The sequence below is a fragment of the Actinophytocola sp. NPDC049390 genome (assembly GCF_044466355.1).
Lineage (GTDB): Bacteria > Actinomycetota > Actinomycetes > Mycobacteriales > Pseudonocardiaceae > Actinophytocola.
Window position 1 is genome coordinate 367524 of record NZ_JBITMQ010000009.1, and the last position, 12512, is coordinate 380035.

Below are 12512 nucleotides of genomic sequence, written 5' to 3' on the forward strand. Positions count from 1 at the left end.
CCCATGCGCGGACTCGGGGAAGCAGCCCTTCCACAGAAGGCGGGTACGCGCTTCCCGTGCTCTTGTTGGGCATGTTGAGCCCTACCATTAAAGTCTCCTGACTTGCCTCGTGTCGGTTGGGAGACCCGGTCCGGCGGATGGTTCTTGGCGGTTCCGTGCGCCGGGCCGGGGCGAGATCAAGCAGCCGCGTCGTCCGTGTGGTTCGACTGGCCGCGAAGAACGGCGTTGACGGTCTGGCGGTTGAGACGCCGGACGTGTCGATTGGTCGCCACGTGATCCGTGACAGCGGACGGCAACCCGCTGGTCTCGTCGGCTGCGAAGTACTCCGCGAGCAGGGCGTCAATGTCCGCCTCGTACAGGCCGTCCGGCGCGTAGCTGAGCGGCGGAATGCGGTCATCCATGAGCGATCGGCTCCAAGTTCGTTCGTGGTCTCCCGCTTGGGAGCGGCCCTTTGGCCGGGGCACAAACGTAAGATGTATCTATCAACTCTGTCAACAGACATGCTTGAACTCACTCAACTGAGTTGCTTCGCCTACCCTTGTCGCATGGCCTCTTTGGACCCTGACGATCCGCGCGCCCCGTACCTGCAAGTGGCCGGCGGCCTGCGCGCCGCGATCCGGTCGGGTCAGTACGGCCCCGGCGCGCAGTTGCCCACCTACCAGGAACTGGCCGACACGTGGGGCGTCGCGATCAACACGGTCAAGGCCGCTGTGACGCTGCTGCGCGATGAGGGCCTGGTCGTCACCCAGCACGGCAAGGGGTCGTTCGTGCGAACCCAACCGGCGGAAGGCGAATCGCTCACCCGCGACAGCGGGGGAGACGAGCGCGTCTGGCAGGCCATTGCCGAGATCCGCCGTCGGCTCGCTGACATCGAACGGCAGCTCGACCGCTAGCCGACCAAGGCGCGAATGACCCCCGCCAAGCCGTCGACCAGCGCGCCCAAGCCGTCGAACAGAGCCGTCGCCGCGTTGGCCGCTTCGTTCGGGTACTTCACGACGAAGACCAGGAGCGCCAAGACAATCGCGGTGCCGATCAACTTGGACAGAATTCCGCCGCCGGTTTTCATTCCGGGGATTACGTTCTTCGCCATTGGTTTTCCTTCCGCTGTAGTCGGTCATGTACCAACTGTGCGGTGTGCGCGGCTTCACGAGAAGTGCCGAAATAGACCCCCAACACTGAACTTTCACTGAACCGGAAGTCCTGAACTTCCGCCGAAGGCACTGAACTTTCACCGAACTTGGGCCGCCTTGGGATGTCGCTCCGGCCGTCGGCCTGGGAGGCTGGCGGCATGCAACTGAACGGAGCGCCCGCGACCATCGACCAGGTCAAGGCTCTGGCCCTGACCAACTACGGTCACTTCACGTCGATGCTGACAGAGGATCGCCGTGTGCGTGGTCTGTCGCTCCACATGCAACGCCTGGCGCGCGACTGCCGCCAGCTCTTTGACGTCGACCTGGACATTGACCAGGTGCGCCACTACATCCGCCACGCGTTGACGGATGCGGACCCACGTACGGTCGCGCGCGTCACGGTGTACGACCCCGGGATTGAACTCGGCACGATCGGCTCGGACGCCGACCCGCACATCTTGGTGACGACTCGGTCGGCGTCGCCGGACTTGCCTGCGCCTCTCCGCCTGCAAGCTGCCTCGTACCGGCGAGAGATGCCCGCGCTGAAGCACATCGGCCTCTTCGGCGCCCTCCGTTGTCGGCGGACCGCGCAACGAGAAGGCTTCGACGACGTTCTTTTCCTGAACCCGGACGGGACTATTTCCGAAATCGCGACATCGAACATCGGATTCGTGAGGGACGGGCAAATAATCTGGCCGCGGTCGGAGTGGCTGACCGGCATCACGATGACACTGTTGAACCAGGCCCTTGACGAGCCGATCCACACCGAGCCGGTGACCCTCTCGGACCTGCCATCCATGGAGTTCGCGTTCGCCACCAACGCGGCGGTCGGCATCCGCGCGGTCGCTTCAGTGGATGACCAGTCGTGGCCCACGGACCACGCGAAGCTGAAGCAGGTTCGCGACCTGTACGCGGACATCCCCGCCGAGCAACTCTGACCACAGCGTCTGCGCCGCCGCGATCCGAGCAAATGCCGCGGCGGCGAGCTGACGAACGTTCCCCGTACATGCCCCCAACTTGCCCCCTTGCGTGCCGTCGATCTTGAACGCTCTGCTGTCGATGCTGAAGCCATGACCAGCACGACAGAGCCGAATCGACGAAGCCTCCGCAAGGTGGGCGCTGCGCACGGTCGGCGTCAGCACCACACAGGGTGGTGGCCGGTGTGAGCGCGCCCTTGTGGGAGTTGATCGTTTGGCTACTCAGCCTGGTTGCGGTTGTCGGCCTCGGTGAATACGGCGCGGCGTTGGTGGTCCGAACCGAAGAGCGGCAGTGCGGTCACGACGCTGACGTGAAGCCACGCGCTGACCGAGCCACAAACCGCCATCCCCACCGATCTTCGGCGAATATGCGCGCCGCCTCCGCAGCAAGCGCGCAGTTCGCTGGCGCGGCCGCCCCGATCCGGGTTGCGCCGCCCGCCGCACGGGGGTGGCCGCAGCCCGTTCGCGAATGACGATCTGTGTCTGCGAACGGGTGGTTCCGTTCCTGGTGATGGTGTCCCCGGAACGGAACCTCATTCCCAGCTACACGCCTCCATCCTCGTGTAGCTGGTGCGGCCCGCCTCCCGACGCCCCCGACCGCATCCGGGAGGCGGGCCGCAACTCGGCATCGATCAACCTGCCGCCATTCCTTTAAGGGCAAGGAAACTTGGTGATCAGTCATGGCATCGGAGAATGATTCCGCGCTGTACCAACAAGGTGCACCCGACACCGTGCGTCGCCCGCAGCGGCCATTCACGTTGGCCGACGCGGAAGAGGTGGTGTGGCAGCGACGGCCGAACCCTGATGCCAGCACGGCGGAACGAATCGCGTTCCATCGCCGTAGCGCCGAGGTGTACGCGCGTGCTGCCAAGACCGATCAACGGCACCAACACGAAGCAATGCAGTGGGCCGCCATGGAAATTCGCAAGGCGCGTGAGATCGAGGAGCGACACAGTCGCCCCGCCGAGGAGACTTAAGTGGAGAGAGCTGCGACGTCCACGGACGACGGGCATGTGGTCGTGGGTGTGACCGAGGAAGCGATTGCCAAGGCGGTGGGTGAGGAACTGCGGATCGCCCGGGAGACGTTGGGGTGGTCCCGCACCTTCATGGTCAGCCGACTGCCCTCCGGTATCGGTGACCGGACGCTGTTGTCGTACGAGCATGGGATGCGGCAGATCACCGTTTTTCGGTTGATCGAACTCAGTGAGGCGGTGGGACTGGCGTCGTCGTCAGTGTTGGCGATGGCACTCCAACGCGCCCGAGTCGATCTCGCGAACCTGGAGCTGATCGTTGACCTGCGGTCCCTACTTGCCGACTTCAGTCCGCAGTTCCGACCGCTGCACCAGTGGGCGAAGAACAAGGGAAACCAGTGTCCGGATGGAATCGCTCGGATACCACCGGCAGCGATAGACGAACTCGCCACGTTCATGGGATGCACACCCCGCGACCTGGTGCTACACCTGACGAAGTTCACACCGGACTATGTCGCGGAAGTGGTGAATGGCCGTGCGCAGCGGGGCTTGCTGAAAGTTCCCGACTGACAGTCCGAAGTAGACACGCGGTCAGTTGTCCAGGGTTTCTGCCATCACCACGCACCGGAACCCGGTGTCGTCGTCGCACATGGACTCGGCCGCATCGTTGAACGACGATGGTGTTGCCCGCAGGAACGGACTGGTCCAGGCACCACCCTTGAGTTCACGTCGACCAGGCTTGGACTCGGACGAACACCACTCCCAGACGTTGCCGCACATGTCGAAGACGCCATACGGGCTGACTCCGCTCTGGTAGCACTCCACAGCCGTCGTGCTGCCCACACCGTTCTCACGAACGTTGCATTTGGCCGGAGTGGTCTGGTCGCCCCACGGGTACACGGTGCCCCGGGTGCCGCGCGCAGCCTTCTCCCATTGCTGCCCGGTGGGTAGCGACTTGCCTGCCCACTCAGCGTACGCGGCGGCGTCGCTCCAGGTAACGAAGACCACGGGATGGTCGCCGCGGTCGGTGGCCGGCCGCCCGTCCTCCCAGTCCTGCGGCGGGGTGTGACCGGTGGCCGCGACAAACCGCGCGTACTCGTCGTTCGTCACCGGGTAGACGTCGATGTAGAAGGTCGGCAACCAGATGGGTTCGTTGCTCGGCCCCGACAGAAAGACACTCCCATCGACCCGCGCCATGGAACGGCCGTCGACCGGGTGGCGAACGTGGCCACCGCCGATCGGTTCGGCAACAGCGCTGCCGTCCTCCTCGGGCACAAGCGAGTCACCGGTGAGGAACGAGAAGCGCGCCTGTGTGTCGGGGTCGCACCGCGACAGCGCGGTATCGAGAGCAGCTTGATTGACCGGCCGAGGGCGGATGTTCTCCTTGCCCGCCTCCCACTTGGAGATCATCCGCTCACTGACGCCCAGATGAGCCGCGAACTCCCGGATGCTCATCCGCTTGGCCTCGCGGAGTGCTCGTACCTCGACTCCTGACCAGCGCTGAACCGTGGCCACTTCGCCGCTTCCCCCTGTCTCTGGTCCCCCTGCCCCGACAACGACGTGAGCGCTACGACCTGTTGGTGACGAACGTGCCCTTGACCGGCACGGTGATCACGAGCCCGCGTTCGCGCAGTTCCCTCGTCGCTCGTCGAGCGGTGCCGAGGCTGACGCCGTACTCGTCGGCGAGTTCCCGTTCCGCGGGAAGGCGGGTGTTGGGCGTCAGCTCCCCGGCATCGATGCGCGCCGCGATGTGATCGGCCATGGCTACGTAGAGGTAGTCCGGGCCGACCTTCGCTGGGTCGAAGTCAGGGATCTTGCTCACGAGCGCACTGTATGTAGTCAGTAATATCCACGGAACGTAAGGACGCGTCCTAACGCTATACACCGCGTCACAGTGCGTCCTATGCTGACCTGCATGAACGCGATAACGGCCCCCGAGGAACAGGGCCGTCCGTCGCCTGCGAGTCGAACGGAGAAGGACAAGACTGCGCCATCGGGCAACGGCCTGCTGACAGCGGCAAGAAAACGGATCGAGTCACCGAGCACGCCGGGCCAACACATGACACGCCAGGAGCTGGCAGAGGCAGTCAACGACCACGTCTTTCGCGCAACCGGCACACCAGGAGCGGTCGACGCTCGACATGTCGGCCGCTGGGAACGGGGCGTCACCAGGTGGCCCGCAGCGCGATACCGAGTTGCACTCCGCGCTGTTCTCAACGTGGCGACGGACGCCGAGCTGGGATTCAGGAGGCCGTCGCGGACTACCGTGGAGGACGTGAACCGCAAGACCTTCCTGAAGACAACGCTTGGCGTTGGCGCCGGAGTCTTGCTAGCGCCATCAGACGCCAATCTGATCGAGATCCTGTCCGGCCCGACCACGCACTACCGGCAGATGGAGTCCGCCGTCGCATCGGACCGGCTGTCTCCGGCCGTAGACGCACACCTGCACCTGGCTGTCGGCATCGTGCGGGATCGCCTCCGCACGTCAGACGGCTTCCGAACGCTGTCCGAGACCGCCGGGTTGGCAGCCTGGCTCGCCGCGGACCGAGGCGACAACGCCACGGCACGACGCCGTTACGTCGAGGCGATCAAGTACGCCGAACGTGCACATCATCCGCTGTTGGCCGCGTACATGACAGCCAGCCTCGGCCACTTCGCGACGGAGACCGGCGACAGCAGCCAGGGCCTGTCCCTACTTCAACGCGCCTCACGCCAGCTCGACGTCAGCGCACCCGCCACTGCACACGCCTGGTTGGCGTCCCTGCTCGCCGTCGCTCACGCGTGCGCGGGTGACCGTAAACAAGCGCTGGCCGAGCTTCGCCGAGCAGAGAAGCTGGTCGCCCAGCAACCGGACGAACCGCAGTGGCCGTGGGTGTTCACGTTCTCCCCGGCCAAGGCAGCTCGGTACCGAGCCAGCGCACTCGGCCGCCTCGGCGATGTCCGAGCCGCGCGATCGGCCTACGCAGCGGCCAGCCCCGCGCTGACCGCCGCCAAGCCGCGCGCGCTCGCCCAAGTCGAGCACGCCATGGTCCTGGCCCGCGCCGGTGACATCGCCACAGGCTGCTCACTGGCAACCGAGGCCCTCACGGTCGGACGCGCCTACGGCAGCGAACGCATCACCAGCCGCGTCCGAGAATTCCGCGCCAGCATCAAGCCACGCACCACCGAAGCCGACGCATTGGACAACGCCCTGGCCGCACTCTACGAACGGGACGACGGATGACACGCCTCGCGGTAACCGGACACCGCGGCCTCTCCGCAGCCACAACCGCACTGGTCGATGCCGCCCTGCGCAGCGAGATCGCCAATCGAACCAAGTCCGGAGACCTGGTCGGCCTGAGTTGCATCGCCGACGGCGCAGACACCCTCTTCGCGAGAGCCGTACTCGACCACGGCGGCACACTCCACGTCATCGTCCCCGCCCACAAGTACCGCGATGGCCTACCCGAAGACCACCACCCCACCTACGACGCGTTGCTCACCGAAGCTGCTGAGGTCACCCATCTCGACCATGTCGAGTCGGACTCGGAAGCGCACATGAACGCCAGCCTGCGAATGCTCGTCGACGCGGACGAACTGCTCGCCATCTGGGACGGACAACCAGCCCGCGGCTACGGAGGTACGGCAGACGTCGTCCACGTAGCTCGTGACCAGGGAATACCCGTCACGGTTGTCTGGCCGACAGGGGCCTCGCGGGACTGATCTGGAATTGAAGACTGGGTCTCCAAGTGGGACTCAACGACCACTCCAACCCGGAGACGTCCGTGGACAACCGCGGACGCTGCTGACCAGTGCAGGAGCACCAATATATAAGGTCAAGATCGTGGGGGAGTTGGCCTGATAACGAAGGGGTCGGAGGTTCAAGTCCTCCTAGGCCCACCGAACTCCGGACGACCCTGCTCGTTGCCTTCGGCAACTCGCCGGGTCGTTCTTCGTTATGTTGGGGGGCCGAGCCCCCCAAACCCCCCACGGTGCGGCTGGTTTCTGACCCAGCCTGGTGGCCTTTGGGTTTTGGTGTCTTGCCATTCCATGTCGTCGCTTTGGGTCTTGGTCTTTGGCGGGGGCTTCTCCTTCGGGGGTGTGGGTTGTGGCAGACTTGTGGGGCCCCGGCCACGGGGATCGCAGGGGTCGTGGTTGGGCTTGATCTTGTTTGCCGAAGGAGGCAATGGACGTGAAGAAGCTTCTCGCTCTGGTGGCTGTCGCTGGCACCGTTCTCTTCGTGGTGCGCCGGAACAAGTCGGCCAAGGCGCAGGACGAGCTTTGGCGTGAGGCCACCGCGCCCGCCGGCAAGAAGGCCTGAGGTCGGCTGCCTTCAGTGCAGCTGTGCGTGGGCTCGGGGCCCGCGCGCCCGGGGACGTAGCTCAATTGGCAGAGCACTGCCTTTGCAAGGCAGGGGTTAGGGGTTCGATTCCCCTCGTCTCCACGAACGCTCGCCGACCCTGTTCAGAAAGCGGTGACGGGCCACAAGAAACGGCGCCATTCCAGCAGCGCCTCGCTGGGGTCGGTCGGCCCCGGGGAGCGGGCGTCGAGCTTCGCCAGTGTCCGACGCAGCGTCACCGCCCGGTCCTGCTCTTCTGAACCTTTCGCGGCTTTCCCGCGTGTCATCGGATGTCACAGGGGACGGGAGTTGCGATGGTCGTGCGGGCACGGTGGGCGTTGTGGACGTTCGTCCTCGTCAACGTCCTGATCGTCGAGGTGCTGTTCTTCACCGCGGGCGCGGGCAAGAACGACGTGCTGACGGTGGCGAAGTTCTTCGGGCTGCACGCCGCGCTGCTGCTGTTCATCCAGCTGCTGTTGATCGCGCGGCTGCCGTGGCTGGACCGCCGGATCGGGATGGACCGGCTCACCGTGTGGCACCGGTGGGTGGGGTTCGGGCTGTTCTGGACGATCCTGACCCACGCGTTCATCGTGGTGCTCGGCTACGCGGTGCTCGACGACGCGTCGATGGCCAGGACCTTCCTCGCGCTGGCCGGGGTGCCTGCCTCTCTGCTCGGCATGTGCGCGGCGCTGCTCGTCGTGGTGGTCGCCACCGTCTCGACGCGGTACGTGCGGCGCCGCCTGCGGTACGAGACGTGGCACGCGCTGCACATGCTGGTGTACGTGGTGCTGGCGCTCGCGTTCGTGCACCAACTCCTGGAGACCACCACGTTCACGTCGTCGCCGTTCGCGCTCGGCTACTGGTGGGTGCTGTGGCTGTTCTCCTTCGGGGCGTTGATCGCCGGCCGGGTGGTGGTGCCGCTGGTGCGCAACGCGCGGCACCGGTTCCGGGTGGAGGCCGTGGTGCCGGAGTCGGACGACGTGGTCTCCGTGTACGTGACCGGCCGCGATCTGGACCGGTTGCCCGCGCGGGCCGGGCAGTTCTTCGTGTGGCGCTTCCCCGGGCACCACGGGTGGTGGCGGGCCAACCCGTTCTCGCTGTCCGCCGCACCGGGCGGGGGGCGGTTGCGGCTCACCGCGAAGGCCGTCGGCGACACCAGTGCGAGCCTGCGGCACCTCCGCGTCGGCAGCCGGGCGTTCCTGGAGGGGCCCTACGGCGCGTTCACGTCGGCGCAGCGCACCCGCCACGGCACGCTCCTGATCGCGGGCGGTGTCGGCATCACCCCGATCCGCGCGCTCCTGGAGGAGGGCATGCCCGGCGACGTCGTCGTCCTGTACCGCGTGCGCGACGAACGTGACGCCGTGCTGCTCGACGAGGTGCGCTCACTCGTCACGGCCCGCGGCGGGCGGCTGCACCTGCTCACGGGCCGGACGGCCGACGGGGTCCGGCCGTTCACCCCGGACGGGCTCCGCGGGCTCGTCCCCGACGTCGCCGACCGCGACGTCTACGTCTGCGGCCCGGCCGCGATGACGGCGACCGTGCTCGCGAGTCTCACGGCACTCGGCGTGCCGGACCGCCAGGTGCACTCAGAACGGTTCGCGCTCGCCTAGTGCCGCCTCGAAGCGCGCGCGGTACGCCGCCGCCGACGGGAGCGACTCGAAGCCGAACAGCACGGTCGTCACCGGCACGTCGACCACCGCGCGCACAGCGGCCCCCGGCACCGGTCCCATGCCGCCGCACAGCTCGATCCGCTCGACGCCCTCGGCCACCAGCTTCACGGCGGCCGCAGGCGCCTCGTCGGCGGAGGGGACCGTGGCCACCGTCGAGCCGCCGAACCGCCACGTCCTCGGCGCCGGGTCCTCGAACAGCACCCCCACGGCGGCCGACGGTTCGACGGCCCCCGCGAAACCCACCGGCACCCCCGGTGCGGCGGCGACGACCGCCGCGGCCGCGTCGACGCCCATGCCGCCGTACAGCTCGATCAGGTCCAGCTCACCCGCCGACCCGACCGCCGCCACCGCCTCGTCGACCGACGTCACCGGCACGATCGCCGTCGACGACAGCTCGTCGGCGTGCACGACCGGCGCCGCGGGTTCTCCGACCAGCAACAGGAAGAGGTTCCGGAACATCATGACTCCCTCGGGTGTCGGGCGAGGCCGCTTGTGGTTGACTCTGCGCCCTATGAAACGCGTCCTTGTGCTCGGGCCCCTGCTGCTGGCCGCGCTCGCCGCGTGCACGGTGAAACCCGTCGAGAACCGAACCGTCGACGAGGAGCCCGTGTCCACGCCGACGAGCGAGGCGCCGGTCCAGCTCCCGCCGGACCCGGAACCGACCGCCGACGGGCCGTGCCCGTACCTCGACGAGGCCTACGTCGAGGAGACCAACGGGCAGCGCGTGTCCGAGGTGCGGATCTCGGCGGACGACCCGCCCGCGTGCTTCTTCCTGCGCCCGGACGGCAACGTGCAGCTGTCCGTGCGGATCTACAACGGTGAGGAACCCGTCGCCCGCGGCCTCGTCGACGCCGCGGTGCCGGTCGCGACCTCCAACCCGGCCGAGCTGTCCGGTGGCTGGGAGGGCGGCTCCGAGGCCAAGGACTCGGGCGCGGTGTACGCGGTCGCCAAGGGCGGCACCGCGGTCGTCGTGACCACCAACCAGGGGCAGACGATCAAGGCCAAGCAGATCGCCCAGGAGTCGATCACCGCGCTCGGCCTCTAGACACACCTCCGGACACACCGAGGGCCCGCCGGGTACGTACCCGGCGGGCCCTCGGACGTCACCGCTAGTTCTTCGCGGACGACGACGTCTGCTGCTGACCGTTCAGCTGTGCGTCCGCGGTGGCGTCCGCCGGCGCCGTCTCCGGCCTGGCGGACTCGTCCCGGCGCGGCTCCGGCACGGACTGCTCCTGTGCCGCCGCCTTGCTGCGCACCACGTACGCGATACCGCTCGCCACGATCACCAGCAACATCAGCTTCGGCCAGCGACGCTTGCGCTTCGGCTGGTCGGAGCCCGCCGCGGCGCGCGCTTTCACGGCCTTCGCCTCCGCCTTGACCTGCGACTTCAGCTTCTTCGCGTCCGCCTTGGCCTGCTTGACGGACTTGCCCGCCTGCTTCGCGGACCTGCTCTTCGCGGCGTCCCTGCGGGCCTGCTTGGCGGCCTTGGCCAGGTCCTTCCGCGTGTGCTTCGCCGTCTTCGCCAGCTTGCGCCGCGCGCGACGGGTGGTCTTCGCGACCTCCTGGCGTGCGACCTCGGCGCCCTCCGCGAGTGCCTCCGCGACCTGGCGAGGCGCGAGCCCGCGCTCCGTCAGCTTGCGATCGGCGGCCTGCGCGGCCCGGGACGTGGCCTCCGCGCCGGCAAGACCAGCACGTTTCGCGTTGTGGCGCGCCGAACGCCAGCCGGAGCGGGCGGCCTTGCCGACCGTCTCTCCGGCCCGGGTCATGGCCTTCACATCGTCCATAGTCTGCTCCAGGGTGGCTTGTCGGACACGTACCATCCTGCCCCTTCCGGACCGATCTCGCTGTGGATGGCACGATGGCCGGGTGGCAGACAGCAACGAGTCCCTCGTCGGGGTGAAGGTTTCGGCAACCCTCCACACCACCAAGGGCGACATCCGGATCAACCTGTTCCCCGACTACGCGCCCAAGACCGTGTCGAACTTCGTCGGCCTGGCAGAGGGCACGAAGTCCTACAGCCCGCGCAACGCCAAGGGCGAGACCTCCGGCCCGTACTACGACGGCATGATCTTCCACCGCGTCATCGACGGCTTCATGATCCAGACCGGTGACCCGACGGGCACCGGCCGCGGTGGCCCCGGGTACGAGTTCGCCGACGAGTTCACCCCCGAGCTGCAGTTCAACAAGCCGTACCTGCTCGGCATGGCCAACCCCGGCCGCGCGAACGCCAACGGCTCGCAGTTCTTCATCACGGTGGCGCCGACGACGTGGCTGAACTTCAAGCACACGATCTTCGGTGAGGTCGCGGACCAGGAGTCGCGCAACGTCGTGGACACGATCGCCACGTCGAAGACGGCGCCGCCGCACGACAAGCCGCTGGAGGACATCGTCGTCGAACGGGTCACCGTCGAACGCGAGGGCTGAGTGTCCGTAAACAGGCAGCAGGACCTGCCCGCCTGCGTACGGCACCCGGACCGGCCGACCGGCCTGCGCTGCGTGCGGTGCGACCGGCCGGCCTGTCCGGACTGCCTGCGTGAGGCCTCCGTCGGCTACCAGTGCGTCGACTGCGTAGCCGAGGGCAGCAAGACGGTCCGCCCCGCCAGGAACACCGGCGGTGCGCGGACAAGACCCGGCGCGCGGTCACTCGTGGTGGTGCCCGCGCTCATCGGGATCAACGTGCTGGTGTTCGTGCTCACCGCGGTGCAGGCCGGGAGCATCACGGAGAACCAGCGCTCCGAGCTGTTCATGCAGGGCACGCTCATCCCCGGGACGGTCCCGGCCGGCGAGTTCTGGCGCCTGCTGACGTCCGGGTTCCTGCACTTCGGCAACTACGGCGGCTACGGCCCGGTCCACCTGGCCTTCAACATGTTCGCCCTGTGGGTCATCGGGCGGGACCTCGAGGTGGCGCTGGGACGGGTCCGCTTCCTGGTCGTCTACCTGCTGTCGCTGCTCGGCGGGTCGGCCGCGGTGATGCTCTTCGGTGACCCGATGGGCAGCGTCGCGGGCGCGTCCGGCGCCATCTACGGCCTGTTCGGCGGCATCGCGGTGGTGGTGTTCCGCGCCAAGCTGAACCCCGCGCCGGTGCTCACCCTGCTCGGCATCAACATCTTCCTGAGCGTCGCGCTGCCGGGCATCTCCCTGCTCGGCCACCTCGGCGGGCTGGTGATCGGCGCGCTGGCGACGGCCGCGCTGGTGTACGCGCCCCGCCGGCACCTCGTGCGGTTCCAGACGATCGCCTGCGCGGCGATCACCGTGCTGCTGGTGGTGAGCATCGTGACGAGCGCGGCCACCATGGGCGTGCACTGCGAGCTCACGTCGTTCGACCAGGGGATCTGCTACGAGGTCTAGGTCCAATGCCGTTCAGTTAGGGCGGTGGGTGGGTTGTCAAGGCGGCTGAGATAGGCAACGGGGTTCCTGCTAGAACAGCGTCGACCAAGATCGATGTT

The 12512-nt window shown here is 67.4% G+C and carries 17 protein-coding genes and 1 tRNA gene; 12 read left to right on the forward strand and 6 right to left on the reverse strand.

Annotated elements, in window-relative coordinates:
- Positions 1 to 176: 176 nt before the first annotated feature.
- The gene (locus ACIBVP_RS26105) at positions 177 to 401 is read right to left on the reverse strand and encodes a hypothetical protein (protein ID WP_396108938.1); all 225 of its coding nucleotides are present in this window, start codon (positions 399 to 401) and stop codon (positions 177 to 179) included.
- A gap of 144 nt (positions 402 to 545) precedes the next feature.
- Here ACIBVP_RS26105 and ACIBVP_RS26110 point away from each other — a divergent pair, with 144 nt between their 5' ends.
- On the forward strand, positions 546 to 893 hold the full coding sequence (locus ACIBVP_RS26110) for a GntR family transcriptional regulator (RefSeq protein WP_396108940.1): 348 nt from the start codon (positions 546 to 548) through the stop codon (positions 891 to 893).
- Here the strand turns inward: ACIBVP_RS26110 and ACIBVP_RS26115 are convergent.
- Positions 890 to 1090 (reverse strand): hypothetical protein, encoded by a 201-nt coding sequence (locus ACIBVP_RS26115; RefSeq protein WP_396108941.1) that lies wholly within the window; start codon positions 1088 to 1090, stop codon positions 890 to 892. The two genes, ACIBVP_RS26110 and ACIBVP_RS26115, sit on opposite strands and share 4 nt — an antisense overlap.
- A 198-nt stretch (positions 1091 to 1288) precedes the next feature.
- On the opposite strand from ACIBVP_RS26115, the gene ACIBVP_RS26120 reads away from it, so the two are divergent.
- The 3 genes from ACIBVP_RS26120 to ACIBVP_RS26130 all read left to right on the forward strand — a co-directional run bounded on the left by ACIBVP_RS26120 (position 1289) and on the right by ACIBVP_RS26130 (position 3648).
- Positions 1289 to 2068 carry an aminotransferase class IV family protein gene (locus ACIBVP_RS26120; protein WP_396108942.1) on the forward strand — a complete coding sequence of 260 codons (780 nt, stop codon included), beginning with the start codon at positions 1289 to 1291 and terminating at the stop codon, positions 2066 to 2068.
- Positions 2069 to 2787: 719 nt separating this feature from the next.
- Positions 2788 to 3084 (forward strand): AMED_5909 family protein, encoded by a 297-nt coding sequence (locus ACIBVP_RS26125; protein WP_396108943.1) that lies wholly within the window; start codon positions 2788 to 2790, stop codon positions 3082 to 3084.
- A 48-nt stretch (positions 3085 to 3132) separates the two neighbouring features.
- A complete protein-coding gene (locus tag ACIBVP_RS26130) occupies positions 3133 to 3648 on the forward strand; it encodes a helix-turn-helix domain-containing protein (RefSeq protein WP_396108944.1) in 516 nt (171 codons plus the stop codon).
- A gap of 21 nt (positions 3649 to 3669) precedes the next feature.
- On the opposite strand, the gene ACIBVP_RS26135 is transcribed toward ACIBVP_RS26130, so the two are convergent.
- Together ACIBVP_RS26135 and ACIBVP_RS26140 are read right to left on the reverse strand one after the other, a co-directional pair.
- Entirely contained in the window at positions 3670 to 4593 is a 924-nt protein-coding gene (locus ACIBVP_RS26135; RefSeq protein ID WP_396108945.1) for an SUMF1/EgtB/PvdO family nonheme iron enzyme, read from the reverse strand.
- A gap of 52 nt (positions 4594 to 4645) precedes the next feature.
- Complete coding sequence (locus tag ACIBVP_RS26140; RefSeq protein ID WP_396108980.1) at positions 4646 to 4840, reverse strand: winged helix-turn-helix domain-containing protein; 195 nt, start codon at positions 4838 to 4840, stop codon at positions 4646 to 4648.
- A 513-nt stretch (positions 4841 to 5353) separates the two neighbouring features.
- On the opposite strand from ACIBVP_RS26140, the gene ACIBVP_RS26145 reads away from it, so the two are divergent.
- The 5 genes from ACIBVP_RS26145 to ACIBVP_RS26165 all read left to right on the forward strand — a co-directional run bounded on the left by ACIBVP_RS26145 (position 5354) and on the right by ACIBVP_RS26165 (position 9006).
- On the forward strand, positions 5354 to 6301 hold the full coding sequence (locus tag ACIBVP_RS26145) for a hypothetical protein (protein WP_396108946.1): 948 nt from the start codon (positions 5354 to 5356) through the stop codon (positions 6299 to 6301).
- Positions 6298 to 6780, forward strand: coding sequence for a hypothetical protein (locus ACIBVP_RS26150; protein ID WP_396108947.1), 483 nt, complete (start codon positions 6298 to 6300; stop codon positions 6778 to 6780). Before ACIBVP_RS26145 ends, ACIBVP_RS26150 begins: the two co-directional genes overlap by 4 nt.
- Positions 6781 to 7249: 469 nt before the next feature.
- On the forward strand, positions 7250 to 7378 hold the full coding sequence (locus ACIBVP_RS26155; RefSeq protein WP_396108948.1) for a DLW-39 family protein: 129 nt from the start codon (positions 7250 to 7252) through the stop codon (positions 7376 to 7378).
- 50 nt (positions 7379 to 7428) lie between these two features.
- A tRNA-Ala gene (locus ACIBVP_RS26160) sits at positions 7429 to 7501 on the forward strand.
- A 209-nt stretch (positions 7502 to 7710) separates the two neighbouring features.
- Positions 7711 to 9006, forward strand: a complete 1296-nt coding sequence (locus ACIBVP_RS26165; protein ID WP_396108949.1) for a ferric reductase-like transmembrane domain-containing protein — start codon at positions 7711 to 7713, stop codon at positions 9004 to 9006.
- Here the strand turns inward: ACIBVP_RS26165 and ACIBVP_RS26170 are convergent.
- Positions 8983 to 9528 carry a DUF6506 family protein gene (locus ACIBVP_RS26170; RefSeq protein ID WP_396108950.1) on the reverse strand — a complete coding sequence of 182 codons (546 nt, stop codon included), beginning with the start codon at positions 9526 to 9528 and terminating at the stop codon, positions 8983 to 8985. The genes ACIBVP_RS26165 and ACIBVP_RS26170 overlap by 24 nt on opposite strands.
- Positions 9529 to 9577: 49 nt before the next feature.
- On the opposite strand from ACIBVP_RS26170, the gene ACIBVP_RS26175 reads away from it, so the two are divergent.
- The gene (locus ACIBVP_RS26175) at positions 9578 to 10111 is read left to right on the forward strand and encodes a DUF2020 domain-containing protein (RefSeq protein WP_396108951.1); all 534 of its coding nucleotides are present in this window, start codon (positions 9578 to 9580) and stop codon (positions 10109 to 10111) included.
- Positions 10112 to 10175: 64 nt separating this feature from the next.
- On the opposite strand, the gene ACIBVP_RS26180 is transcribed toward ACIBVP_RS26175, so the two are convergent.
- On the reverse strand, positions 10176 to 10850 hold the full coding sequence (locus ACIBVP_RS26180; protein ID WP_396108952.1) for a hypothetical protein: 675 nt from the start codon (positions 10848 to 10850) through the stop codon (positions 10176 to 10178).
- 82 nt (positions 10851 to 10932) lie between these two features.
- Here ACIBVP_RS26180 and ACIBVP_RS26185 point away from each other — a divergent pair, with 82 nt between their 5' ends.
- Positions 10933 to 11490 carry a peptidylprolyl isomerase gene (locus ACIBVP_RS26185; RefSeq protein WP_396108953.1) on the forward strand — a complete coding sequence of 186 codons (558 nt, stop codon included), beginning with the start codon at positions 10933 to 10935 and terminating at the stop codon, positions 11488 to 11490.
- On the forward strand, positions 11491 to 12414 hold the full coding sequence (locus tag ACIBVP_RS26190; RefSeq protein WP_396108954.1) for a rhomboid family intramembrane serine protease: 924 nt from the start codon (positions 11491 to 11493) through the stop codon (positions 12412 to 12414). It abuts the gene before it with no gap.
- Positions 12415 to 12512: the final 98 nt, after the last annotated feature.